The following is a 26072-nucleotide window of genomic DNA, read 5'->3' as shown; positions in this document are numbered from 1 at the left end:
TTAAAGCTCTCGAATCTTCATATTGCGAAACCAAGCCTCAAAATACCAGTTTTGAAGTGCAATCTTCCCGCTAGTGGCTTTACCAAACCCAGGTGCATTCTTAAATCCCGATTCCGCAATTTTGTTTTTCCAATCCTGAGAGGTTAAATCTTCTTGGGCTGTGAGTTTTCCATTGAGATAAAACTCGAATTTCCCATCTTGTTGCACAATTCTGGCGGTGTTCCACTGTCCTACAGGATTGGCTTCCACCTCATTTATCTGGGGGGATAAACTCCATAAACAACCCGGTCTTTTATTGGGAGTTTTGGTATCCATATGTGCAGGTTCCAACAATTGGTATTCTGGTCCAGTCTGATAAGTGGCAGCATAATCAGGCGTTTCTTGAACATTGATAAATACCCCTCCGTTCCCCCGTAGGGCCATTTGCCAGTCAAATACCAATTCGTAGTTTTCGTATGCCTTATCGGTTACCAAATCCCCAAAGACTTTGGTTTCATCCGTGGCATTGCAAAAAAGATTGCCATCACGCACTTCCCAGGCCGAATATTGGGTGGAATCAGCTTTATGGTAAAGATGCCAGCCATCCAAGGTTTTACCATCAAAAAGCAATGCCCACCCCTGTTCTTTTTCCACATCCAACAATTGATTGTGCACTTGGTTTTCAGTAGCCAATTTTTTTGTCCGCCATGTAGAATCTTCTGCTTTTTTATCGGTCTTGCAAGAAGCTAAGAAGAGTAGGGAAAGTAGGAAAACTTTAAATGTGTTGCGAGTCATTTTTTTGTTTTTCTAAATGTATGAATTCCGAGAAAGATCCTTGTTCACAAAATCCCACTTTTTTGTTTTTGTTCAAGAGTATCCAAAGTGGGGCAGAAAATTTTTCAAAAACCTCATCCCAAAAAATACCTACTAACGGGTATTCCATAGCTAGGGATATGTCATTTAATTTACACACATCCAAATAGTTAAACCCACAAGATAAATGGGAATATTAGAAGATGGTCTCAAGAATAAATAATTCAACTAAATATTCAGAGAATGAAAAAGCAAGTTTACATACCATTTATATTATTCATCTGCTTTACTAATTTACAAGCACAAAACTATCTCCCAGGAGAAGACGGTTTTACCTACAAAGTAAACGGGTTGGTTTATTTCAAGGGATTTGACAAGGAAAAAGGTGAGCTGGATGGAAATACCTATTACGCAGAGGAGTATCTGTTTAATAAGGTTGGACTTCACACGGTTAAGTTAAAAGTTAAAGATCAATACGATTCCATGAAAGAGAAGGAAGTGTCGGTAGATTACTACCTGCTTAAATTAGGGAGCTTTACTTATGGGGAAGAGGTTGAAGAATCAAAGATTACCAAGTTAGCTGCAGACAGGACTTTCAAAATATATGGCAAAAAGATTGATGATACCTATAAACTCTTTTCAAACCGAGATAAAACGAGAGCGCAGTGGGTTCCAATAAACGATAAGAAAATTGATAGGGAGGATGCTAACAAATATTTTGCCATTACCGTTGCTGAATTTAACAAGCATATTGCTGAAAAAATTATTTTAAAACGATATAACATTGGCTTTGGAAATTATGGGCTTAAGCTTATTTATGGAGCACAACTCTCAGTGCCATTTAAACTAAGGCCTTCAATAAATGAGGAACCTTTAAGATTAACACCTGAAATATCTTTAGGAGGATTTTTCGGGGGTCGAGTTAGGATTAAAAGATATGAAGACACACATTGGATACCGCTGTTTATAAGTGCAGGTGTTGGAGCAGTTGGAGTAAATCAAAATAATACAATTGATGAATCAACGATTACTGGAGAAAATCAGGTTGTGGCGTTCAATTTTTCCGTTGGCTCATTAGTGAAGCTTAAGGATTTCCAGATAGGCGTTGTGGCGGGATGGGATAAAGCAACTGGGGATTTAGGAAAGGAATGGGTTTATCAAGGGCGACCATGGTTTTCTTTAGCGATTGGCTATAATTTTCTCGAATTTGGTTCAAAGAAATCCACCGAAAATGGAACCAATGCCGTAAATGATTAGTCCTCATCTAAGTATTCTCCCTTTTATGATTGGCTCAGATATTTATAACCTCCTACTTAAGTTCCATTTAAAATTGATAACGATGTTGCCTTTCAATATCTGAATAGGTATCATGGGTAGAATGTGGAACATAAAATGGTCTTGTCCAAACTTTGGCACTTGCTAGTAATCTGCTGATTCATAATATCCTATCACATGCTCCCCAATACTTTTTGCCAATAAACGTCGTTACATATAATGTAACGTTAATGCGCTAATTACTAGGACACTATAAATTAGCCCTGTCTTTGGTAATTCAAGCTATAGATTTTCATCACCCATTTAAATGGATAATTATGGCCCCAATCACCTCAAATCGCTTATCTGACCTAACTTTCAAATTAAAGGACATCTGCAAAGGGTTAAAGACAACAACCCAATTTGCATCGTTGTTTCTTTTATCGATACTGTTAAGCTGTAACAACTCGTTGGAACCCGTGGTACCGGAAGAAGAAATTGGTACAGACGATGAAGTTGTTGACTTAGGAGATACTGCCCTCAATTATAGCAATCACTGTGGAGGTTGCCATGGACAAGACCTGGGCTCCTTTGTGGAACGCGAGTGGAGCTACGGCAGTTCCCAGGAAGAGATCATTACTTCTATAACGGATGGGTATGCAGCCAATGGTATGCCAGCATACGGGACCGCATTAGGGGCACAAGCAATTGAGGATTTGACCAACTATATACTTACCGAAATTGATGGAAAAACCAAAGCCATGTTAGAGGAGGAGAACCCCGATTTGTCCGGCTTGATTTCGTCCGATAATCTCACCTTCCGACTGGAAACCCTAACCGATGAGATTCCCGGTATTCCTTGGGGAATAGAACAATTACCCAATGGTGAAATTTTGGTGACCGAGCGTGGGGGAGGACTGTTTTTGGTCAATAATGATAAGCAATTGACAGAAGTTTCCGGTGTCCCAGCTGTTGCTTCAGAAGGGCAAGGTGGACTATTGGATGTGCTGATACATCCGGATTTTGAAAACAACGCATTGGTGTATCTGTCCTATTCCCGAATCAATCCGGCTAATGCATCCGAACGGACCACTGCAGTGGCGAGAGGTAGGCTAGAAGGTAATAATTTGGTTGATGTGGAGAACATATTTACGGCACTTCCGTATCTCAATAGTTCTCACCATTATGGCTCAAGACTGGTATTTGATAACAATGGTTACCTATATGTTTCGGTTGGTGATCGAGGAAATAGGGATGCTTACCCACAGGAATTGGGCAATGCCCATGGAAAAATACACCGTATTCATGACGATGGTCAAATACCTACCGACAACCCTTTTTATAATACATCGGGAGCTGTTACTTCTATTTTTACTTATGGTACACGTAATCCCCAGGGGATGGGTCTGCATCCAGAAACCGGAGCATTGTGGGAAGGCGAGCATGGGCCACAAGGAGGCGATGAAATCAATATTTTGGAAGCCGGAGAAAACAATGGGTGGCCGGTTATTTCCTACGGTATCAATTATGATGGCACCACATTTACAGACCTTACTGAACTGGCTGGAATGGAACAGCCCGTACATTACTGGACCCCTTCCATTGCGCCCTGCGGAATGACTTTTGTGTCCAGTGATTTTTATGGGAATTGGAAAAATGACCTCTTCGTCAGCTCGCTCAAGTTCGAATACCTTCATCGTTTGCAAATGAATGGCAACGAGGTGGTTGGCCATGAAGAACTATTGAATGGAATTGGCAGGGTTCGGGACGCACAGATGGGCATAGACGGGTATCTGTATATTGTAGTAGAAGGCCCAGGTAGACTTATACGTCTGGTACCGGAGCAATAGTACCCCTCTTTGTTTGAAGTTGCATGTCGTGTTTACGTTACAGAATTGACCGGTTTGAGTGCTTTCCAACAGGTATGTTAATAATCATTGATTCCAAATTACAATTCCATAATTGGGTTATTGTCACATTGTCTTTTTTTAACCGTCTTTGGTAGTAAATGTTAGCTGTCAAAACTAATTGACCATTAGGTCGTTGTTCAACAACGGTTAACAAAATTCTTCAACCAAAATCAACGCAATATGGCAAATGGTAAAATTCTCATTCCTAAATTGATGGTAGTCCTGATGCTCTCTGTATATGGTTGCGGTGGGGATAGTGAAAGTAAAGGTTACAGATTAACAGGTCATATTGAGGGCACTCCCCAAGACACAAAAATCTATTTATTCAGTATGGAATTGCAATCCAACATAGATTCTGCCATGGTCAAGAACGATGAATTTATCATGAAAGGAAAAATAGACCGTCCGACCCACTGTGTCTTGATCATTCCCGACCAGAACAAGTATTCCGACCTAATTATTGAAAATACTGAAATAAGCTTTGAATCAACCTACTCAGATATCTATTTTCAGAAAAAGGTAACCGGTGGTCCCGAACAGAATCTCAAAAATAAAATGTGGGACCTCAATGGAAAATATAACACTGAGTATTTGAAAATTGGAGATAGTCTTTCCAAAAACTTGTTCACAGATGAGCTTCACAAAAGTGAACTTGTCCGTAGGTATGAAGAAAATGTTTCCAAATCAAAGGAGCTAATGAGAGGTTTTATTGTAAAAAATCCCAATTCTTATTTCACCTTGGAACTACTGTACAGAAACAGAAAATTCATACCTAAAGATACACTTGAAAAAGTCATATCTAAACTTGACCCTATACACCAAAATCTACCAGATGCATTGGCCTTGGACAAATATGTTAAGGGCAACGAAATTGAGTTAAAAGAAGGAGACATGTTTGCTGATTTTAAAGGTATTTCGATGACTGGCGAGCCAATAAATCTATCCTCCCTAAAAGGAAATTACATTTATCTGAGTTTTTGGAGTCGAGGTTGCAAACCTTGTCGCTTAGAAAACAGGTTTTTCAGTAAAAATTTTAAAACGATTCCAAAGGAATTGAAAATTGTTAGTTTTTCAATCGATAAGGATAAAAAGGTCTGGGAGAAGGCTTCTAAAGAAGATGGTATTAAATGGACCAATATATGGGCAGCGGGAAATAAAAATGACAGCATTGCAAAATTGTACAGTGTTCAAGCCCTGCCAAAGTCATTTTTAATTGACCAAAACGGTATAATCATAGATAAAATTGAAGGATATAATGAAGGTTTTTTTGAATCCATTTTAGAAAGGATTGCATCCAACTGATGTATTGAAAAACACCAACTTGGAACTAGTCCAAAAGTTGTTCAGCGTACTTATGAATGTATCTATATATCTTTCCTTCTGGATAAATAGACTCTATGTGCGAGTCGTTGCTTACAATAAACACGCCTAGTTCTTTCTCCCTATAAATGTCCATGCTGGAAGACACCCCCCAATATTCTCCAATATGACCAATCCATTTTCCGCTGAGTACTGTCCAAAGAAATCCAACATTTTTGTCTGGAACTTTAATGGTTAGCATTTGTTGTACTGTTGCTTCTTCTAAAACCCGAGCTTCTTCGAAAGTACCTCCATTAAGCATAGCTATCATGAAGTTGGCCATATCTGCGGTAGTACTTCTTAAGGCAAATGCCGGGTAGTGAGGCGCAGAATATTGTGGTATGAGCTGCCCTTCAAAATACAAGGAGGCAAAATCCGTGGTAGGGGAAAGGTCTGCAATTTTAAATGCGGAGTTATGCATTTGCAAAGGTGTGAAAATATGTTCCTTGCAATAGCTGTGAAATTCCTGTCCGCTTATGATTTGGACCAGGTAGCCCAAAACAGCAGCTCCTATATTGCTATACTGATAAGAAGTCCCGGGGGCATTGTTTTGCCAGCTATTGGGTTGAAAATTTGGATTGTTGGGAGTGAGGTAGTCGCGTAGCCAAGGATAAATGCCTGGGGCATCGGCAGACTCAAAGGTGTTGTTGAAATTAGGGTCTTCCTCATTGGTAGGCCATGATAGGCTGGAGGTATGGGTAAGCAACATCCTAGTTGTAATAGGGGTACTGGGGAAATTCGGATTACGAAGAGCGAAAGGGATATAGGTGTTTACATCTACATCGAGCTCCAAAAGTCCTTGCTCTACCAGTTGTATCACGGCAACGGCGACCACAGTTTTGGAAACTGAGGCAAGAATAAAGGCGGTATTTTCATCTGGACCCTCCGTAGTATTGAGGGTTTTGTATCCAGAAAAATTTTCCCAGACCACTTTGCCATCCTTTACTATGACCGCAGCTATGGCCGGGGCATTTTCCCGTTTCCGTTCCTGTTCAATTAAGGAAGTTAACGAACCCTGAGTAATGGTTTCGGGTAGCTCATGGTCCTTGCTGCATCGCCATAAAATCAAGGCAAGGCACAGAAGAAAAACCGAATTTGTAAAAAAGTGTCGCATGCACTTGGGTTACCTTGGTTAGAGGACATAAAACATTGGAGTTGCCCACTCTTAACTTAACAAATTTTGTGCCATGAAGAGTTATACATTTTGCCGCCGATAAGCATTTGTATTATCTGGTGGGAAGGTTAAGCTCCTTTTTCAAAATGGTTCTGAATCGGGTTCCGCTTAAATAATGGTCATCGAGTAATTTGCCATTGTGCAATAGATTGAAAACCCCAAAACCGGAGGGTGCCATTTTTGCTTCATTTACGGTTTCTATTTTGGACACTTTTATATCTACCCCAAAGTCCATTGCAATGTTAAGTATGGCAGTTATTGACTTTTCGCTCCACGGACACTGATCCGCATAAACTAAGTGCCAACCTTTATACTTCCCTTGTTGGTTGGTCCAGTTGTGAAATTTTGGTTTTTTGGTGTGGTCGTTCCATGTTTTTGATAGCAGTTCAAATCTATCCTTAGCCTCAATTTGCAGAAAGCCGTTTTTCTCAAAAAGGGTCTTATTGGCCAACCAGCCTCCTTTACTGGTCATTGCACACAACCCATCAAGCCCTAAGGCTTTTGCTTCTTTTTCTGCCTCCAGAATGAGCATCGAACCAAAGCCCTTACTTCGTTCCTTTTTTGAGTATATGTAGGTGCAATGTATGAACATATAGTTATCGGCATCTATGGGGCGCCAAGCATATTTTCCAGGGACATACTCAATAAATCCAATCATTTTATCCTCATCATTCTTGAGTATCGTTATTCGTAAACCTTCCTTATATCGTTTTTCATACCAGTTGGCTTTATCCTTAAATCCCTGTCTTTTTGTGTCTTTTATGCAGAAGAAAGTCTCCGTTATTGCATTTTCAGGTGTGACCTCCACTATTTTCATGATTTTAATTTTTTGGAATGTTTCTAGGGCTGGATTGCTATAATTTCTTTGCGATATAGGATCGTTTTATTCGGCACATCATAGATTTCCATAACAGCACCCTTCGCCGCATAACCGTTTTCTTTAACGAACTTATCCATTGCCGGATACACTTTCAATATTCCAAAAATCACGGCCAGTTTCCCTTTGATCGGGAATTCGGTTACGATATATGATTTTTTCGGAAACTCTTTGATTTTAAGTTCCCCATGTATTTGAGTTGCTTTTGAACTATCCTTCTTTTCCACAATACAACCAATTTCAGAACGTAATTGGGTTTTTTTCACCTTTTTTGGGTTATCGTAATAAATGCCAAAACCTTTAAAGGTTTCAATTTCATAATCGTTGAGTAAGGTATAATACACATCGTCTGACAGCTTTTTACTCTTAGCATAATCTCCTGTCATTTCTTTAAAAACCAAGGTTTCACCGCCTTGGACTTCAACCCGGCAGTTTATTTTTTTAAAACCGCCGTTATAACCAATAAACATTGCTACTGAAGCTAAGATCAGAGCGATAATGAGTAAGGTGATTTTCATAGTTTCCATTTATGGTTTCCCCTTTTTTTTGTCTTAGGGGCGAGTTTCATGTGGCTAAAAATGCCAACCCAGTTTAAGTGAGATTTCTGGGATTAGGAGCGGTGTTTCATAGATGCTTTGGTCTACCCTTACTTCTTTATCGCCGGCAATTCGGAGATGTACGGCAGCCCAGGGGTTTAGATAAAAGTTCTTGTGAAATTTCCACACATATCCGCCACCCAGTGTAAAAATGGTATTGTTATATTCGGCTGTTTCCAATTTGGCGTCGGTTTGTATGGTGGCATCCCAATACTCCAATCCTGGCCCGATCCACCAGCCTTCAAAGCCAGGTTTGAAAAAATAATCCACAATGGCCGCGTAGACTTTCATTTCATTATTTGTAAAACCATCTTCAAGGATAAAACTCGGTGTCTCTATTTTTGTAATTACTGCTCTATATCTTAAATGATTATGGCCTACCCATACCGAGCCATAGTATCCCTCAAATAGGTACGGAACAGCATCCAATTCGAACCCTACAGTTGTTTTTTTCACTAGATTCTCGGTATCTTGACCTAGTGCTGCTGTCAATAGTAAAAAAGAAAAAAGGAAAGTTAGCAATCTCATAATTTTCAAGTTTTATAACCCCTAAAAGTATTCTTGAAAACTAGGATTTACAATGATATATGTCAGCTTGTTATGTGACCTTCATTTTGTTGGGAATCCAGCGGTATTATTCCTTTTCCTTGTTTATATAAATCTTCATAACGGCCTCTTTGAGTTCCATAAGCACAAGAGAGCAATTTTGACGCTCTAAATCAGAAAAGGTACTCCAGGAAGAAATTCGAACATAAAAATGGTCTGTTGTTACCCGTTATTCTTTGACCTCTAAATCTTCTCTTTGTATGACTTTGCCTCCAATAATAACTATCTCTATAGCATCATACGCTTCAATGTCCATTAAAGGGCTTTTAGTCATTATAATCATGTTTGCTTTTTTTCCCTTAACCAATGAGCCAAGAGCAGAATCTAAACGAAAAGCTTTGGCATTATTAATTGTAGCGGATGCAAGTATTTTATGCAAGGGAACTCCGGCTTCTTTCATCAGTTTAAGCTCCCAATTTCCATTATGACCAGGTTGATTGCTATAAATTGGGCCAGATGGAGTATCTGAGCCAAATAAAATGAGGCCATTATTGTCAGAAAGGTACTTTAAAGCCAACATGGCATGACTTTGCACATTGTCATAGATGGTATTAATCTCCGCTACAGTAAGCTCACTAAATATTTTTTTGCCGAACCACTGTCCTTCTTCCGTTTTGTACCATTCAAGCAAATCTTTGGGAACAACCTTTTTTAAGCTAGGCTGATCAAGAAATTCAGTATCAGCCAGTGCTTCCTCTCCTTCAATAACAGTCAAGGTAGGGGTATAGCCTATTTGCTTTTTAATTTGTAAATCCAACATGTTTATTATCTCCACTGGAAGAGAATCAGAGGGCACATCCTTATATTCTTCCCAGTTCCAAAGCCCATGAGAAATGATATCAACCCCTATATCTGCTAAAAATGAATGTCCTGCGAATGAATTGGCATGGACCGTTAAAACAAGCCCATTGGAATGCGCCTCCGTAAGCAATTCCTCCATAATATCTTTGGTTGGCAAGGGCAAGCCCTTCATGTGACCAAAACCTGATTCATAATAAGATTTTACGGCGATGGCCCCAGAACTTTTAATACGCTTGACAACTGCTTTGGGAGAATGATCTGCGGGATCATACTTATCTGGTATATTTTCTGCCTGACTTTCCATATATATGAAATTTGGCGCAGCTTCAAATCGAAATTCTTCAGGTGCAAAATTCATTGGGTAACCATTGGCAACCGCAGCTCCTGAATGTCCAACATGATATAAATCGGGTTTTGCCTGTTCCATGTTATAAGAAGTGATATCTTCCTCATGCATGCCTCCAAGATCAATTAAAGTTGTAAAACCATAGTACAAATAGCTTCTAGGCATTTGGCTTTTAAACTCAGTGGCCAGTTCAGGGTATTTTTCTATATGATGGGGAAGCATTCCTTGCACTCCTGGAATATGAACATGACTATCAATTAAGCCTGGAATTATGAATTTTCCACTTCCATCGATTTCTTCAAATGTGCCGCTAATGTCTGGCTCATCTTTGCCCACATAAACGATTCCATCTTTTTCAACCACTAAATGACCTATATAGGGGCTGTAGGTGCCATCTTCTGTTGAGATTATGGTTACATTGGATATGTATACACCTTCCGTAAGATTCAGTTGTACTTTATTGTCCTGACATGAGCATAAAATAGCGGCAAGGAGAATGGTAAGGATTTTTTTCATTGATTATCGGCTTTGGTTGTTTAACCAAAGAAGATTAAATCTTAAGATTGTTACAGCTATTGGAATTTTCAGACTACTTCTCTGACGGACAAATGTTCTAGCGTTACCTGCCAGGGTACCTAATAAGAACTTCAATTAAATGTCTGGTAACGGATTTACTTGATGGCGATAACGGCACTTGATGGGCCCGTCAAAGGCATCACGCTCGTTTGGCCAAACCCTGCCTCCTTGGCCCATTGGTCAAAGTCAGCAGCTGTAAAGTCAAACCCTTGATCGGTTTCTATGGCCATGTTCAATGACATCATCAAACCAAACGCGTTCCTGTTTCTTTCGTCATCAATAATATTTTCAATAACTATGAGTGCTCCTCCTTGCGGTAAGGCATTATAGGCCTTTTTTATTAGCATTACTTTGTCCTCGTAACCCCAGTCATGAAGAATGTTCCCCATGGTGATTACGTCTGCCTGTGGCAATTCATCAGTAAAAAAATCTCCTGAACTAATCTCAATTCTATCACTCAAACCGAAAGTTTCAACATTTTCTTGGGCAATTGGACCAACGGGGGGAAGGTCAAACGAAATGCACTTCATATGGCCGTTGTTTTTTGCAATATGAATTGAAAGATTGGCACCCGAGCCCCCAACATCACAAAGTGTATTATATTTTGAAAAATCAAAATCATGGGCCAACTTGGCAAAGTTTCCGGCCTGGACACCACCCATACCGTGTATGAATTCCCTAAGCCTATCTTCATTGGCATAAATGGCCTCAAACAGAGGTTTGCCTCCGTTTTTGGTCTCATTTTGTGGTTTGCCGGTCTTCAAGCATGTTTCCAGGTCGTTCCAAAAAGGATAAAGCCTATTGTTTGACATTTCTAAAATGCCCCCAATATAGGAGGGCTTGTTTTTGTCTAAAAACAAGTCCGAATCCTCTGAATTACCATATTTGGCATTCTCCTTTAATCCAGAACGATGTAAAAAACCCAGGGCCACCAGCGTGTCCAGAAAATCATACAGGGACCTTTCATGCAGCCCTAGTTTATCTTTGATTTCATGACCTGACAACGATCCATTTGCGAGATGGGTGAACAGCTCCATATTAACAGCTGTAAGTAAGGTCTTTGACGCCCAAAAACCCATTCCAATTTGCATTATTTTGGAGGGATTGATTTGATTTTCGGTTTTAGTATCCATGGTTCGGTTGGTTTTAAGGTTTTAAGGTACTAAAAAATAGCAATGATTTATGGTCAATGGCGTGGCAAGTATTTGAGCCAAAGGTATTTGTGCCATAATCCTCCTACGTTTTACCTCTTGCGGACAAATGTTCTAGGGTTACCTGCCAATGGACCAACTAAGTTTTGAATGGGTATCTGGGCTCATTGCCCTTTTTGTGGTTTACGTAAATCTCCATAACGGCCTCTTTAAGTTCTATGAGTTCAATAAAAACAAAAGCTGAGCTTTTTAATCCGCCCGTACCATAACGGTGCGTTGGGGGGGGCTGGCCAAGTGGCTGAGAAATAGGGAATTAACCGGCTTTCTTCCGTTTTGGTATACTTTATAACTCTTCAAGAATGGATTTTCCGCTTGACATATCTCCTGAAGTCCATTTCCACTTTTCATGAAGTCTAATTTTTCCGTTTTCGTTCAATTTTGGAGTTGAATGACAGATTCCAGTCATTAGTTCCCCTTTTACGTTGACTTGGTGATAACGCATATCGATAGACCCATTTTTGTCCACCAATCCGATTAAATGGCCTTTTACGATATTTCCACCCTTGTATGCAGATGTTACAATATTGCCACTTTGCTTATATGCAAATATGGTTTCTTCCGTCGTATCTGAATTTGCTGAGCTTTCCACTACTCTAAACCGTTTGTTGTGATAGTTCATTTATTTTGCTGATAATAATCCAATACATGTTTAGGAATTTCCATTTGCTGGGGCAGACCCTTGTCGGCAATCGGGTATTCCGCTATTTGCTTTAAAGGTACCAAACCGGCCCAAACATCTAAATCGTAATCTGCTGGTTCGTCCGCAACACCAACATCTCTTATTTTTGCTGATGCTGTTTCAATAATAATTTCTACCACTAAGGTTCTGTCCAATTCGTCTTGGTCCATAGGCCTAATGCCATCCCAACGTCCTTTCATCATTTGTTCCATAACACAGAACAACGCTGCTTCCTTTTCCTTTGTATCTTCAAGTCTTCTTGTTGAACCAAATAGCGTTGCGGAACGATAATTTACAGAATGGTGCAACCCAGACCGAGCCAGAACCAAAGCATCTAAATGTGTAACCGTTAGGCTCATTTCTTTGGCCTCCAATAATGCCAGCAACATTCTGTTGGCTTGGGAACCGTGTAAATAAATTTTGTTGTCTTTTCTTCCATACCCCATGGGTAGTGAAATTGCCCTGTCTTTGTACATGTAACTTACATAGCCTATAAAACCAGCATCCAAAATGGCGTTTATATTTTTAACATCATAAGTTGCTCTGTTATGACCGCGTTTTACCCTGTTTAGTTTAGATTTTGGATATTCTTTCATGCTTATAACTCCTTTGACAAAACGGCATTTTCATAACCCTTACCGTTAACTAGATAATTTAATTCTCCAACGTTTTTAAATTCATTTCTATGATAGAATCTGATAGCCCTATTGTTTTTTATGTAAACCGAAAGCCACATCGTATCCAATTGCAGGGCTCTGGCCTTCTTTTCAATAAAATTTAGAAAGTGTTGTCCAATTTTTAAGGGAATGAAGTCATTTAAAATATAGATTCTTTCCAATCGACAATTGTTTTGTGAGACCACATTTTTGTGAAATGCGTTTACTACCAATTTGGCATAACCTACGGGTAGATCATTAACATTAATGATGTAGTATAGATTTTTCGGATTGTGGATTTCCTGTTTGGTTTTTTCGACTGAAAATGCTTCATCGAGATAGGCCGATAAATCGTTTTTATTATCAATAAAATGACCGTGTGATTCAGCGTATGTCACTCTTCCCAAAAGGGCCAATATGTCAAGATCTGCCTCGCTAGCTGTTTTTATGTTGATCATTGCTGTTTTTTTATTTGTAATCTTCTTAAGTGAAAGCCGTGCAGAAACACTGCTATGGTGCACCCTATGATTATTGGTGCGGTACTAATCAATAAACCATAAATAATGTAGCCTATGTTGGCTATCATTGAAATCAATCGAAGCTTATATTCACCCTTTGTGGACATTGAATACAGATTAATTACCAACGCTACGTAACCAATGGTATCAATAATAATTGGACTCATCTTTTTTCTGGAGGAATGCTTTTATACTGTGCTATGTTCATCCTGGTTTTTTTTAAATCTTTTGGCTTGAATATGGGTTTGATTGAAGCAGGATATTTCTCAATTGCTTTTTGTGGTCTTATGGGGCGTGGAACAAAATTTCCTGCACAACTTGGACAAACATTTTCAAATATTTCTATGGCGCAGGTGCTACAATAGGTGCATTCAAAAGAGCAAATCATTGCCTCGGTCGAGGTGTTTGGTAACTCTTTGTTGCAGTGTTCGCAATTGGGTCTTATTTCTAACATATTTTATTCATTAATGGTCATGATCCATATTAATGGTCTCAAAAAGTATAAAAACATCAAAGTCATCGGAAAGGTCATAAAAGTAGTGGCCAACCCCTCTTTTCACCCACATAATGGAACCTGGCCTAACATCGACGATGGTATTGTTCATTTTAAATTTTGCGCTGCCATTTACTACATAATTGATTTCATCAAAAATGTGCGTAAGCGTGTTATCACCATTTAGTGATTTTGGCAACATATAGAGACCAGCAACCATTGTTGAAGTGTCTATGAATGAATTCCATACATTTTCTGATGCATCTCTTTCAGCTTCAATTTCCTCTTTCGAAAATTTCCCTGTTTTGTCCCTATGATTTGTTTTGGTCGATTTACTTGTCCAAAGCATCGTTTTTAAACTCCCTGAAAATTTAATGGTATCATCAGCTTTTAAAAACACCACATCTCCTGTTTTCAAATCCATGGTTTCAGATTTTACAGTTGCAGTACACATACCCTCAACAACAAACAACATACGATCAGATTTGGAGGCTTGTAGGGTGGAGGCACTATTGGTGACGTATGTTTCCCCACTTATGGTTGGTGTATCTACATAAACCACTGACTCATTTGATGAGAGCTTATCCATTTCATAAACATGCCATTTCACATCATTTTGTGCATATGATGAAAAAGCTGTTAAAAGAAGGCACAGCGCATAAAATAGCTGCTTTGATTCGCACTGATTTTTCATGTCTTTTAAAGTCTTATTTTAATGTTATTATGATATTATAGCTCGAAAGTACTATATTAGTGGACTGCCATAATCGTCCAGAATGGATATAATTAATAGTCCAGATGTTTCCATTTAAAACAAGTATCCAATTTGATAGAAAAAGCAATCAGGCACTGTACCTTCAATTATCCAATCAAATTATTCAATTGATCAAAAGCCAAAAGTTGGCGCCCAATACCAGACTTCCTGGAAGCAGAACATTGGCAGAGCAGTTACATGTGCACAGGAAAACAATAGTAGCTTGTTATGATGAGTTATTGCTTCAGGGTTGGATTGAGAGTATTCCTAAAAAGGGAACTTATGTACATCGTAATTTGCCCGTGCTACATCAGCAAAAATTAAAGGACGACGAAGTATTTGGAGTAAATAATAATGCTGATTTTTCTTTTTATAAGAGTAGTATCCTACCAAAAATACCCACCGAAAAGCGGGAGGATTTTATGTACCTGAATGATGGCATTTCAGATACAAGATTAACTCCCATTGATGAAATTGCAAGGACGTATAGAAATGTTTCATCCAAAAAAATGATATACGAACATTTGTCCTATGGTTCTACTTACGGAAATGGGACCTTACGAAATGTGTTGGTGGAATATTTGAATTCAACCAGGGGACTGAACATTACCAAGGAAAATGTACTGATTACCCGTGGCAGCCAAATGGGAATTTGGTTGTCGGCGAAACTATTGCTTCAAAAAGAGGATGTTATCGTAGTCGGTAATACCAATTACGTGTCTGCCGATTTTACTTTTTTAAACCAACAAGTAAAATTGGAACGTGTTTCCGTAGATAAAAATGGACTTGTGACCGACGATATTGAAAAACTATGTAAGCGGCACCAGATTAAAGCGGTATATGTGACCTCCCATCATCACCATCCAACCACGGTAACGCTTTCTGCGAAAAGAAGAATCCACCTTTTAAACCTTGCACAGCACTATAATTTTGCGATTATTGAAGATGATTACGATTATGATTTTAATTACAATCATGCTCCAATTCTACCATTGGCAAGTCACGACACCAACGGAAACGTAATTTACATTGGTTCTGTTTGTAAAACGGTCGCTCCGGTGTTTAGGGTTGGATATTTAATTGCTTCAAAAGATTTTGTGGATGAAGCCGCTAAATTAAGAGGTTATGTAGACCGGCAGGGTGATGCGCTTTTAGAATTGACCTTCGCGAGCTTCATAAAGTCTGGCGATTTGGATAGGCACATTCGTAAAGTGATGAAAATTCACCAGCAACGACGTGATTTGTTCTGTAAACTTTTAAATGATGAATTAGGTGGTTTTTTTCAGTTTGAAACACCAATAGGGGGTATGGCGGTTTGGATAAAGTTGCATCCGGATTACTCTTGGGATACCATTTCCGAAGCGGCAAGAAAACACAGACTGGAAATTGGAGATTGGCGGCAGTATGATGCAGCCAAGTTAGGGCACAATTCCATTAGAATTGGTTTTGCCACGTATAACGAGGAAGAAATTTATGAATTGATAAAGAGGTTAAAGCATGCAATTACTAGCACGCTTTAAAAAGGTTATGAAACCTCTAATGAAATAGGAGAGTGGGAGGTGTATTTATGGTTTCGCCAAACCTTTCAATTTTTCAAAAACAACCACCTTGTACATAGCGCTCACAGGAATCTTTTTATCCTCAAGCAACAAATGGGTTCGGGTAGCTTTGGTAATCCTGTCCAAATTGACAATATAGGATTTATGCGTACGATGAAAATTTTCTGGCAATAGGGTGGTGATATTAATAAGTGTATCCGAGATAAGATACATTCTGGCATCCGTAAAAATTTTCAAATAATTCCCGAAACTTTGAATGTAGCGTATTGATTTCAACGGAAGGGCAATCGGTAATCCATCATGCTTTATGCGAAGTTCTTCCTGTTTCGTATTCGGTTTGGGTTCTGCTATTGTTGAAGATGAAACTTTGTTTATGGCTTGTAAAAAGCGTTCAAGTTTTATGGGTTTCAATAGGTAATCGACCACCCCAAAGTCATAGCTTTCCAATGCATACTCGGAATATGCCGTTGTTAAAATCACTTTAGGCGATTGTATCATGGAACGTAAAATTCCCATGCCATTGAGTTCCGGCATTTCAATATCCAAAAAAACCAAGTCGATTTTATGCTGCTGAATAAAATTCACAAACTCGATTGGATTCCCAGTACTTAGGACCAACTCAAAGTTGTTTATTTTAGAACAATACTCTTCCAGCACTTCCCGTGCTAATTGTTCATCATCAACAATGGCAATTTTCATCATTCCTACTAGTCTGTAATGTCAATGGTTAAATTTACATGATATGCCGCCTCCATATCACTGATCTGTAGTTCATGGGCATTCGGATATAACAAATTCAGTCGCCGCTGCACATTTTCGAGTCCTGTTCCCATTCTTGTCGATTGGGTCGCTGCATTGTGTTTTGAATTTACAACATGAACATAAAGCCTGGAATTTTTTATGGCAATATTCACATCAATGGTACTCTGCGCATTTGTGGCTTGGGCCCCATGTTTAACTGCGTTTTCAACAAATGGTATCAGTAACATTGGTGCTATTTTATAATTAGATGATTCCCCTTCAATTAAAAATTCAATGGCACACCGTTTACTCAGCCGTTTTTCTTCCAGCAATAAATAATTCTCTATAAACTCCAACTCTTCCTTCAGCGAAACAAAGTCCTTTTTAGCACTTTCCAATTGATATCTCATTAATTCCGAAAGTTGCATAACAACCTCAGGAGTTTCTGTGGATTGCTGTCGGGAAAGGGCATAAATGCTATTCAATGAATTAAATAAAAAGTGTGGATTTACCTGTTCCTTTAGGTAGTTCAATTCCAGTTCTTTTTGCAACTTTTCTTTTTCGCTGTTTTCTCTTTGGATGCGCATACTTCTTCGTAAAAAGAAAGCTGCCATACCAGTACCTGTTGTGTAAACAAGAAAAGAAGACATTTTAGTAATACCGATCCAGTCGAATTTCGGATATATTTTTATACTTACTCCAAGAAATATGGCTCCAATAAGTAGGAATCCATATAGAAAATATTTTTTCTTATCTAAAAGATATGGGATAAGGACAAAATGATTTATCCATATAACTGTCATAATACTTATAGTATAACCAAGTCCCCATAAATAAAAGGAATAAAGCGAGTCATATTTATCTATGTGCATCCATCCACCCAATAGTTCAAGGGTGAGCACCAATACAAAGGCACCCAGGTTAATGAGGATGGTATTCTTCAAAGACTTTTGCAGCATAAACTCTTACGGTTAAGGACAAAAGTACCACGTTCAAACACAAACCATCATAATTTCTTGCAAAACGCTTATATCAATGATGAAGTGATTTCATCATTTAATCGCTAGGCTTGTCCTGTTTCCAATTTCCGACAAGGTTTATACGGTAGTTTTATCGTTCAGAAATAACAAATAAAACAATGAAAAGCATAACCAAAGGGCTACTTGCACTTCTTCTTTTACTAACAAACAATGCGCATACACAGGGAAATAGCGCAAAAGAAATCACACCCACCCTAACAGGGTCTTCGTTAGAATTACCCCAAGTTCGGGTAGTCCCCATAACAGACACAAAAACAGAACGAAACTATGAACTTTATATAGAGGTGCCAGAAGATTATGCTGAGAACCCTGGTAAAAAATATCCTGTCCTGTATTATACAGATGCCGTGTGGCATCTCGAGATGTTGTCCGGTGCCACAGAATACATGTTGGAAGATATTATCCTGGTTGGAATTTCCTGGCAACTGGATATCAATGAAGACCTGAAAAACGAAAGGGGAGCTCATGTGAGTAGGTTTCGTGATTACTCCATGAGCAAACACAGCGACCCTGAAATTCAAAACAAATATCAATTTGGCCAAGCCAATGAGCATCTGGAATTTATTCGCAAGGATGTCATTTCCTACGTTGATAAAACCTACCGCACTGACCCAAACAGTCGCACCTATTTTGGATACTCACTGAGCGGTGAATTTGGGGCCTATATACTACTAAGTCAACCTGACACCTTCAACAATTACATTATTGGTAGTCCAACGGTGAGAGGTGAACTGGATTACCTAAAGGAACTCAACACCAAATTTGGACCTTATGAGTCATCAAATAAAAACTCAAGTCTAAATGCCAATGTTTTTATTGCATACGGCTCCTTAGAAGAAGAGTCGGTGGTGGAACCTATTGATGCGTTCGTTACACTATTAAATGAAAGAAGGGATAGCGGGTTGTCCGTATATAAAGAAGTAATAGATGGTGACCATGGTACGGCCTTCCCTATGACGGCGGTTCGCAGTGTTGCCTGGTTGTCATCTGCAATGAACCATATTTCAAGGGATAGCAAGGAGATTTCATTCTGGTCCATTCCGCACCTAAATAATCCCTATATCACCCAAACTCCGGAGGATAGGGAAGATGGTATAGCGGTAGGGAAGTTGGACATTGCTGAAGCTGATAAAAATGCAATCCTAAAAGTATCTCAGGAGATTTTTAAGGGTACCTATGGGAATTACGATGCACTGCTTATTTCACATAAGAACAAACTGGTCTATGAATCCTATTACAAAAAGGGGCGGGTCAATTTGCCGCACGGGCAGGCTTCTGCGGTAAAAGGGTACACCAGTTTAGTGTTGGGAAGGGCCATTGAAATGGGATATTTAAGCATGGACGATATGGACAAACCCTTGATCCATTTCTTGAAAGACCTGGACCCAACAAAATTCACAGCAGGAGCTGACAAAATCACCCTTCATAAAGCGTTGACCATGCAGGGGGGACTCACCATTGAGGACGAGAAATGGAAAGAGGTAGAAAACGATTCCGTTCGTTTGAAAGGGCAGGGGCTGGTGCAGACACTTCTGGAACGTAGCGCGCCCATTACCAAGGAGACCCAGACCTATTTATATGGCAATTTTAACCCCATGATGGTCATGACCGTCATTGACGCCGTGGTGCCTGGAACAGCGGAGAACTTTATAAAGGAAGAATTTCTCGACAAACTCGGTATTACCGATTACCAATGGTCCAATCATGCCAGTGGTTTTCCACAAGCGGGATGGCAGGCCCGTATTATGCCCCGTGACATGCTCAAGTTTGGGCAATTGGTGCAAAACGGGGGTAAGTTGAATGGGGAGCAGTTCATATCTGCAGCCTATCTAGAAAAAGCTACCAGTGGAATTGTAAGGCCGGCCATAGATTGGATGCCCAAGAATTATCGTTATGGGTATTTTTGGTACTATACCCCAGTACAGGTGGGGAACAAAAGCTATGATATGACCTTGGCTTGGGGAGGCGGTGGCCAGCGTGTTATCGTTGTGGAAGAATTGGATTTGACCATGGTCATCTCAGGTTTTGACAGGGATGATGACAAAATTATGAAGCCTATTTTTGAAACTATTGTACCGGCATTTACCAAAAATTAAATTGTTTTTCTGTACATAAAGCATTGAAAGATTTTGACGACCCCAGACCTGTTCTGGGGTTGTTTTTTATTGGAGTTGTGCAACCAAAAGCAATTTACGCTCCCTGATTACCCTTTTCGGAAGTTAAATACACCTTTGTTACCGCTTCTTTAAGCTCCATAAGCACATGGCAAACGTTTTGCCGCTCCAAATCTGAAAAAGTATCCATAGGAACAAAGTGCAGCATAAAAATGGTCTTGCTCAAACTTTGGATCAGCGAAAGCAGATTACCCTCATGGCAATCTACAAGGTAGGCGAGTAGGGGGGATAGGTCAGTTGTTTTTAAGCTCATTTTGGGACGATTCTATTTGATTTTTACATAAAAATATTGGTAAAACCAGTATAAATATAGCTTTTAATTATAAAAATGAGAAAAATATTTATGTGTTTGTACGATGTTTATATCGTTTTAAACAATATTTATCATGTTTTTACCGATAGTTGTAAAAATGCTGTATTGCCAAAAGGCCTGATTATATCTAGCTTTAGGCTATGCCAGACCGAATAAATAGAATCAAGGAAGTACTTGTTATAAAAGGGATAAGCCAAAAGGAATTAGCGGTCAAAATAGACCGAAATCCAAACACGATTACTTCTATCTGCAATAACAAATCCCAACCACATCTTAAAGATCTTAAAAGAATTGCCCTGATTCTGGATGTGGATATCAGGGAGCTTTTGGTGTCTACGAAAGGGTAACGCCATTTTCATCGACCTCAACGGAAAAGATAACACTTAAAGGGCAATCATCGTGGAAATTATACACAACCTCAGAAAACACATTCCTTATTGGATTCTGGTGATGTCCAGCTATGGCATTTTCAGGTATTATGGTTTTGCTGACAGTCTTCAAATGCCAAAACCCGATATATCAGGGGAGACCCTTCCTTTTGTCCAAATATTGGGGATTTTTGCACTGCTTGGACTTGGATTGGGCGTTTTTTATGCCTGTGTCGATTTTTTCTTTGAAAAATATGTATCAAAAAGGTTGGGAATTGGAACTAGGCAGTTTTTAAGGGTTTTATCCTATTTCTTATCCACGGTGTTCATCATCTCCATGATAACTTTTGTGGCTTCCAATATATTAGACCTAGGAATTGATATTTACTTTGGATGGTGGGTTCGGGAAAAGCAATTCTGGGCCATAATGTACTACATTGTTTTGTGCTCCTTCGTCCTATATTTTATTAGCTCCACCACTGAACGATTCGGAAAGGGAAAGTATTTAAAAATGCTCTTTGGCAGGTATCGGTTTCCTAAGGAGGAAAGGGTGGTTTTCATGTTTTTGGATTTAAAGGATTCCACGACAATTGCAGAAAGCTTGGGTCATTACAAATACAGTGAACTATTGCAGGAATGTTTCTTTGATTTGAATGAGTTGGTTCCCCAGTACAATGCGCAGATCTGTCAATATGTAGGTGACGAAGCGGTGGTGTATTGGTCCTATGAAAAGGGTTTGGAGAACAATAATTGTGTAAGCCTATTTTTTGCTTTTGAAAATTTGAGAAAAGAAAAAAAAGAAAGCTACCTGAAAAAATATGGAATTCACCCCGCATTTAAGGCGGGAATCCACGGGGGCAAATTGATAGCTGTAGAAGTTGGACACGTTAAGAGAGAACTTGCCTACCATGGTGATGTGATCAATACAACCGCACGGATTCAGGCGGAATGCAATAAACAAAATGAATCCCTGCTCATTTCTGAGGAGCTGCTAATGGCTATGCATAAGGAATTTAGACCCGAATCCAAGTTTGTTGGGAATATTCTTTTGAAAGGCAAGAAACAAGGAGTCAATATACACTCAATTGATGGTTAGTATTGATTGGAAAATCTGGTGTTAGCTACAGAAACTAATTCAAGTTGTAATGCTTTTTACTCCAAGTAAAATGGGCCATGTATTTGACATTTCTGTTTCCAAATAATCAAGCTACAGAGCTGACGCACGGACAATTTTGATGTAAACCGGAAAAGAGAATATCATGGTAGAAGTTTTACTGCCAATATCAAAAAAAGCCACTTAATCAGGTGGCTTTTTTGTTGATTAATCCATCAATTATCTAAAGAAATAGTTTCTTAACTAGGCTTAATCCCTTTTCGTCTTAGTCCCGTAAAATCAACCTTTTATAAAACTAGGATCAAATTGTACTTTTTAAATTATCAACCTCATTTTTGATTGTTGTGTGTACTTTTTAAAATATCGTTGAATTCTCCATAACTTTTTGAATTTAATGTGGTTAAAAAGAAAAGTGATTTTCTAGGATTGTACATTTTAAATTACCACTTACACCCGTTTTACGGGGGCTTATAAACTGGCATTTGTACTATAATTAGTATTAATGTAAAATTGAAATGCCTGTTTATTAGTTTGTTAGGTTGATTTTGTTGGTATTTTCCTAAAAAATTGAAATGTTAATTTTTTGGAGGCCTTGGAATCACTATTTGTACTATAATTGACAGTATGTAAAAACTTAACAAACTAAAAATCAATACTTTATAGAAAATTTGGTGAGCTTTTCCTAAAATATGGATTTAATATACACGATGTATATGATATCCATGAAAAGTACGTTATTTAACCATTAAACATCAAAAATCACCAATGGACAAGTTAAGGTTTGAAATTAATTTCCATCGAAAAAGGTACAGCATCTACATTGACCGGACGGCGCACCATCGTTTCAAAAACAAGACACAGGCACAGAATTTTATAAAGAAGTTCCGGGAGGTCATACACGATAATGTTTTGGTACTTGGTAACATCTACGGACAACTACAGGTAATCAAACAACAGCATTACCAATTCTTTGATTCAAGGATGAAGGACAAGGTAAAGGGTACGTGCGATAGTTTTGAAAAAAGTTATCACTGGATTTACCGAAATTGGGCCGGGTCTGATGTACAGTTTACCCAAATCAACGTATCGTTTATGCATGTTCATGATTTTATCATGAGTTTGAAACGTTATGCGCAACGCAACAAACAACGTGTGTTGCTCGCAAATCTGTATGCGATTGAAAAGACCTATACGATTATATCAAGGTCTTACGATAGGGATATTCAAGGATTGACGGACGGGGTTTCATATAGAACGGAGGAAATTAAAATCAATCCGTTTAAAAATGGCACCACCGATAAAGAAAGTTTACGCAAATCCAGAGCATCATGACCTAAATAGGGCGTTTGTCCTTATAAAGCCGAGCAGACCACACTATGTACAGGGCGAGGATTACCAGATTAGGCAACCTTTCAAAGAAAAGATTCTTTCAAATGCCAAACTGGTGAAAAAGGAAACTTATGAAATCAAGGATATCCCGGAGGTTTACGCCTATATATGCCGGGATTTGAATATTGATACCTTGCGCCAAGTTCTAAGAAATCACCATACCGAAATCAAGTACGATGTACTTGTTTTTTCTTCCAATGCCTTTTACAATAAGTTCTATACTGATGAAACGGAAAAGGCCAAGCAGCAACAAAAAAAGATTTCTTATAACCCTGATTTATTTAGTTGATGGAATCAAAACTTGTAAAGGAAAATGCATGGCGCAACATGCATTTGGTGCTCCATGGAAATGGGGCAATCTTCAAAAGTATCGATAGTACCAAAAATGTTATCAAGAACGCTTGGCAAAGGGTTCAGGACGGTTTTTTGGATTTGGAGGGGGAGCCGCTGAGCAAAGGTCTTATCGATTGTATAAACTTCTACGGCGAATATAAAAGGCTGCTGGATGATTGATACTTTGAAGCTCCGCATTCACGGTATCAACGACCTAAAAAAAGACACTCTTAGCCAAATCCAAAGCAGCAACGGACTGACCACTATTTTTGCTGTTCCGGAGCATAACGACCTTTATAAGGCCATGTTGGCACATAAGGGGAAGGATTGGGCTATGACCACGGTAAAGTCAAAGGAGGTCTTTGAGCGTTCAGACCGGGAGCATGATGAATTTTTGGGTACGCAGACGGGGGTAAAGCTCAATGAGTTTTTCCAAACCCGTAACGTAATTCGCTTTGTAGAGGAAAACAAAGTAAAGGAGGTCAATATGAGCATACACGGTACCTACCGTGTGCCATCCTCTTTTAACGGGATTAGCTACCGTATCAATGAGAGTGCCGGGTATATCGACTTTGAATTTTCGGTACCGAAATACCTATACGGCCATTCATTGGCCGAGTTCATACCGCAAATAAACAGTACCAGATACATGAAAGCCTTTGTTGCGGCAAGGCAGTGGAGGTATCAACAAAAGGAGCTTTTTGAGAGGCTGCACGAGTTCATAGATATTTTCATAGATGATATCTGTAACCACTTTGGCCTAGAAGCTCTTTTGAACAAGCGTTATATTGAGATAGTACGCTTGGATTTGTGTTTTAACCAATGGTTTGGCAGCAAACACGATGCACTAAGGTATTTGGAGCATTTGCGCAAAATAAACTATAAGCGTTACCGGGACAACCAGAAAGCCCCGGTCGAGTACAACACCTCGATAACCTTCCAAAGCTCACAAGGGGCGTATTTCAAGGTTTACCACAAGGGCAGTGAGTACACTATGAGCCAACACGGTGATTATAAAAAGCACCTTGCGGAGAACAAAAAGCGCATGAACAAGGTTCTTAAAAGGATGTTGGAGAAGTCCAACGCAAAAAGCATAGAGCGTTTGCAAAGGACGTTGGAGAAAATGCGGGGCGGGGAACATGTAAAAGACCCCTTGCATGGGGCGAAGCTCATTAAATCAGAAATGATTGAGATCATGCAGGAAATGTCAAAGGGTACCTTTTGCAAGGACAATTACCCGCCCGAAGTGCTGCGCTTTGCAAAAAAGCTCTACGGCGCAATGCCCTATAAAATCGATTTTTTCAAAAATCAAATGGACAAGGTTCTCCGCTATGAACTTTCATTGCGGGGTTCATGGTTCACATATTGTTACAAAAACAGGATTTTCAGGGCCGAGGACGAAATACATTTGAACGCATACCACAAATTCAAAAAGACCAAGCAGGCACTAGAGAGAAAGGGCAATACAGAATTTCCCACGGGCAGGGAGTTGGCAAACTACAAGGCCATTAGTGCATATTTGGGGCGCAAGGCTCATTTGATGTTGGAGACCAATTTTTTTAACCAACGTCACGAATCCCACAGTATGGGGGATTTTAATAGTGCAAAACAATCTTACAGGGTTTCGGCCTTTGGGCTAAAGCACACCATTTTGCACGATAGGGACGTGGGTACTTTTTCCAATACTTTGCTAAAGTATGCGGTATACCACTTTAAGGGTCTTGTGGATGAGTATCAGGTAAAGGCCATTTCACCTGATGATGATTTGGAGCATAGGATAGTGACCTATAACAGCGAGGTCGAGGAAAATGTAAAACAGTACAATGAAAGGTACTACCATAAGATTTACGCTTCTAACGGAAAGCCCAGGATTAAGAACGGGCGCAAGGTCACGGAGGCGGTACAGCTTTTGACACAGGCACAAAAATCCAAGCTGAACCTAAAAAAAGTTCGCCCGGTGATTCTGTTGGCCATCAATGAGCAGATGAAAAAGGGCCGTTCCCTGCGTGAAATAAGAAAGGGCATGAAGGTTTCGAATTCGCAATGGTCACGCTACAAAAAGGATTTGGACAAATTCAATATTGATGAGCGGAGCCGTATAGACCCAAATCCGATAGCCACCAAGACCGATTGGTCTACTTTCTATGACCATGTGGGCAATCTTGATTTTTACCAAAAATTCTACGTAAGAAAAGCACATTCATATTATGAGTAGGGATTTGAAGCGGGTAAGCATTTCCGACACGGAAACTTTGGAGGCGTTTTTGCAAATCAAAGATTTGCTCGGTGAAAACACCGATTCGGGGGTGTTGCGTGTTATTGTTTCGGAATACAGGGGGTTAAAGGCGGTGAGCAAGAGGTACGAAGCTTTGGAGGCCATCCACAAGACCGCATTTCGTACGGAATCCCGAAACGCCTGAGCCGTGGCCTTTCTTTGCT

Annotated in this window: 27 protein-coding genes; 12 read left to right on the top strand and 15 right to left on the bottom strand. The window is 39.4% G+C overall.

The genetic code is table 11. The features are described from left to right. Nucleotides 1-774, bottom strand: a complete 774-nt coding sequence (locus FGG15_RS02910; protein WP_138833031.1) for a 3-keto-disaccharide hydrolase — start codon at nt 772-774, stop codon at nt 1-3. 261 nt (nt 775-1035) lie between these two features. Here FGG15_RS02910 and FGG15_RS02905 point away from each other — a divergent pair, with 261 nt between their 5' ends. The 3 genes from FGG15_RS02905 to FGG15_RS02895 all read left to right on the top strand — a co-directional run bounded on the left by FGG15_RS02905 (nt 1036) and on the right by FGG15_RS02895 (nt 5258). Beyond that, nucleotides 1036-2049 (top strand): hypothetical protein, encoded by a 1014-nt coding sequence (locus FGG15_RS02905; RefSeq protein WP_138833029.1) that lies wholly within the window; start codon nt 1036-1038, stop codon nt 2047-2049. A gap of 335 nt (nt 2050-2384) precedes the next feature. Then, nucleotides 2385-3896 (top strand): PQQ-dependent sugar dehydrogenase, encoded by a 1512-nt coding sequence (locus tag FGG15_RS02900; RefSeq protein WP_138833027.1) that lies wholly within the window; start codon nt 2385-2387, stop codon nt 3894-3896. Nucleotides 3897-4136: 240 nt separating this feature from the next. After that, nucleotides 4137-5258 carry a TlpA disulfide reductase family protein gene (locus tag FGG15_RS02895; protein ID WP_138833025.1) on the top strand — a complete coding sequence of 374 codons (1122 nt, stop codon included), beginning with the start codon at nt 4137-4139 and terminating at the stop codon, nt 5256-5258. A 25-nt stretch (nt 5259-5283) separates the two neighbouring features. Here the strand turns inward: FGG15_RS02895 and FGG15_RS02890 are convergent, their stop codons facing one another. The 11 genes from FGG15_RS02890 to FGG15_RS02840 form a co-directional block, all read right to left on the bottom strand. Further along, nucleotides 5284-6429: a serine hydrolase domain-containing protein gene (locus FGG15_RS02890; RefSeq protein WP_138833023.1), complete on the bottom strand. Its 1146-nt coding sequence runs from the start codon at nt 6427-6429 to the stop codon at nt 5284-5286. A 112-nt stretch (nt 6430-6541) separates the two neighbouring features. Further along, nucleotides 6542-7306 carry a GNAT family N-acetyltransferase gene (locus FGG15_RS02885; protein ID WP_138833021.1) on the bottom strand — a complete coding sequence of 255 codons (765 nt, stop codon included), beginning with the start codon at nt 7304-7306 and terminating at the stop codon, nt 6542-6544. 23 nt (nt 7307-7329) lie between these two features. Next, complete coding sequence (locus FGG15_RS02880) at nt 7330-7884, bottom strand: GyrI-like domain-containing protein (RefSeq protein ID WP_161991906.1); 555 nt, start codon at nt 7882-7884, stop codon at nt 7330-7332. A 54-nt stretch (nt 7885-7938) separates the two neighbouring features. Beyond that, nucleotides 7939-8490 carry a hypothetical protein gene (locus tag FGG15_RS02875; protein ID WP_138833017.1) on the bottom strand — a complete coding sequence of 184 codons (552 nt, stop codon included), beginning with the start codon at nt 8488-8490 and terminating at the stop codon, nt 7939-7941. A 247-nt stretch (nt 8491-8737) separates the two neighbouring features. After that, nucleotides 8738-10231, bottom strand: coding sequence for an amidohydrolase family protein (locus tag FGG15_RS02870; RefSeq protein WP_138833014.1), 1494 nt, complete (start codon nt 10229-10231; stop codon nt 8738-8740). 155 nt (nt 10232-10386) lie between these two features. Beyond that, entirely contained in the window at nt 10387-11424 is a 1038-nt protein-coding gene (locus FGG15_RS02865) for a methyltransferase (protein ID WP_138833012.1), read from the bottom strand. Nucleotides 11425-11785: 361 nt separating this feature from the next. After that, nucleotides 11786-12121, bottom strand: a complete 336-nt coding sequence (locus tag FGG15_RS02860; RefSeq protein ID WP_138833010.1) for an avidin-fold protein — start codon at nt 12119-12121, stop codon at nt 11786-11788. Continuing rightward, a complete protein-coding gene (locus FGG15_RS02855) occupies nt 12118-12777 on the bottom strand; it encodes a pyridoxamine 5'-phosphate oxidase family protein (protein WP_138833008.1) in 660 nt (219 codons plus the stop codon). The genes FGG15_RS02860 and FGG15_RS02855 overlap by 4 nt, the downstream gene beginning before the upstream one ends. Nucleotides 12778-12779: 2 nt before the next feature. Further along, nucleotides 12780-13295, bottom strand: coding sequence for a GNAT family N-acetyltransferase (locus tag FGG15_RS02850; protein ID WP_138833006.1), 516 nt, complete (start codon nt 13293-13295; stop codon nt 12780-12782). 223 nt (nt 13296-13518) lie between these two features. Further along, entirely contained in the window at nt 13519-13809 is a 291-nt protein-coding gene (locus FGG15_RS02845; protein ID WP_138833004.1) for a DUF1272 domain-containing protein, read from the bottom strand. Nucleotides 13810-13819: 10 nt separating this feature from the next. Further along, complete coding sequence (locus tag FGG15_RS02840; protein ID WP_138833002.1) at nt 13820-14542, bottom strand: AraC family ligand binding domain-containing protein; 723 nt, start codon at nt 14540-14542, stop codon at nt 13820-13822. Nucleotides 14543-14646: 104 nt separating this feature from the next. On the opposite strand from FGG15_RS02840, the gene pdxR reads away from it, so the two are divergent. After that, a complete protein-coding gene (gene pdxR / locus FGG15_RS02835) occupies nt 14647-16122 on the top strand; it encodes a MocR-like pyridoxine biosynthesis transcription factor PdxR (RefSeq protein WP_138833000.1) in 1476 nt (491 codons plus the stop codon). A gap of 45 nt (nt 16123-16167) precedes the next feature. Here the strand turns inward: pdxR and FGG15_RS02830 are convergent, their stop codons facing one another. Both FGG15_RS02830 and FGG15_RS02825 read right to left on the bottom strand, forming a co-directional pair. Further along, complete coding sequence (locus FGG15_RS02830) at nt 16168-16863, bottom strand: LytR/AlgR family response regulator transcription factor (protein WP_138832998.1); 696 nt, start codon at nt 16861-16863, stop codon at nt 16168-16170. A 5-nt stretch (nt 16864-16868) separates the two neighbouring features. Then, a complete protein-coding gene (locus tag FGG15_RS02825) occupies nt 16869-17774 on the bottom strand; it encodes a sensor histidine kinase (protein ID WP_161991905.1) in 906 nt (301 codons plus the stop codon). 266 nt (nt 17775-18040) lie between these two features. Here FGG15_RS02825 and FGG15_RS02820 point away from each other — a divergent pair, with 266 nt between their 5' ends. Continuing rightward, nucleotides 18041-20038, top strand: coding sequence for a serine hydrolase (locus tag FGG15_RS02820; RefSeq protein WP_138832994.1), 1998 nt, complete (start codon nt 18041-18043; stop codon nt 20036-20038). A gap of 94 nt (nt 20039-20132) precedes the next feature. On the opposite strand, the gene FGG15_RS02815 is transcribed toward FGG15_RS02820, so the two are convergent. Continuing rightward, complete coding sequence (locus tag FGG15_RS02815; RefSeq protein WP_138832992.1) at nt 20133-20369, bottom strand: hypothetical protein; 237 nt, start codon at nt 20367-20369, stop codon at nt 20133-20135. A gap of 200 nt (nt 20370-20569) precedes the next feature. Here FGG15_RS02815 and FGG15_RS02810 point away from each other — a divergent pair, with 200 nt between their 5' ends. The 7 genes from FGG15_RS02810 to FGG15_RS02780 all read left to right on the top strand — a co-directional run bounded on the left by FGG15_RS02810 (nt 20570) and on the right by FGG15_RS02780 (nt 26053). Then, nucleotides 20570-20776 carry a helix-turn-helix transcriptional regulator gene (locus tag FGG15_RS02810; protein ID WP_138832990.1) on the top strand — a complete coding sequence of 69 codons (207 nt, stop codon included), beginning with the start codon at nt 20570-20572 and terminating at the stop codon, nt 20774-20776. A gap of 52 nt (nt 20777-20828) precedes the next feature. Further along, entirely contained in the window at nt 20829-21893 is a 1065-nt protein-coding gene (locus FGG15_RS02805; protein WP_138832988.1) for an adenylate/guanylate cyclase domain-containing protein, read from the top strand. Nucleotides 21894-22676: 783 nt separating this feature from the next. Next, nucleotides 22677-23243: a hypothetical protein gene (locus FGG15_RS02800; RefSeq protein WP_138832986.1), complete on the top strand. Its 567-nt coding sequence runs from the start codon at nt 22677-22679 to the stop codon at nt 23241-23243. Continuing rightward, nucleotides 23197-23589, top strand: a complete 393-nt coding sequence (locus FGG15_RS02795) for a hypothetical protein (protein WP_138832984.1) — start codon at nt 23197-23199, stop codon at nt 23587-23589. Before FGG15_RS02800 ends, FGG15_RS02795 begins: the two co-directional genes overlap by 47 nt. After that, the gene (locus tag FGG15_RS02790; RefSeq protein ID WP_138832982.1) at nt 23589-23813 is read left to right on the top strand and encodes a hypothetical protein; all 225 of its coding nucleotides are present in this window, start codon (nt 23589-23591) and stop codon (nt 23811-23813) included. The genes FGG15_RS02795 and FGG15_RS02790 overlap by 1 nt, the downstream gene beginning before the upstream one ends. Next, nucleotides 23806-25848 (top strand): phage/plasmid replication protein, encoded by a 2043-nt coding sequence (locus FGG15_RS02785; RefSeq protein WP_138832980.1) that lies wholly within the window; start codon nt 23806-23808, stop codon nt 25846-25848. The genes FGG15_RS02790 and FGG15_RS02785 overlap by 8 nt, the downstream gene beginning before the upstream one ends. Further along, the gene (locus FGG15_RS02780; protein ID WP_138832978.1) at nt 25841-26053 is read left to right on the top strand and encodes a hypothetical protein; all 213 of its coding nucleotides are present in this window, start codon (nt 25841-25843) and stop codon (nt 26051-26053) included. Before FGG15_RS02785 ends, FGG15_RS02780 begins: the two co-directional genes overlap by 8 nt. Nucleotides 26054-26072: the final 19 nt, after the last annotated feature.

The organism is Flagellimonas algicola (genome assembly GCF_005937185.1).
Classification (GTDB): domain Bacteria; phylum Bacteroidota; class Bacteroidia; order Flavobacteriales; family Flavobacteriaceae; genus Flagellimonas; species Flagellimonas algicola.
Note: the sequence above shows the minus strand (reverse complement) of the source record. Positions and strands in the feature narration are given on the sequence as shown.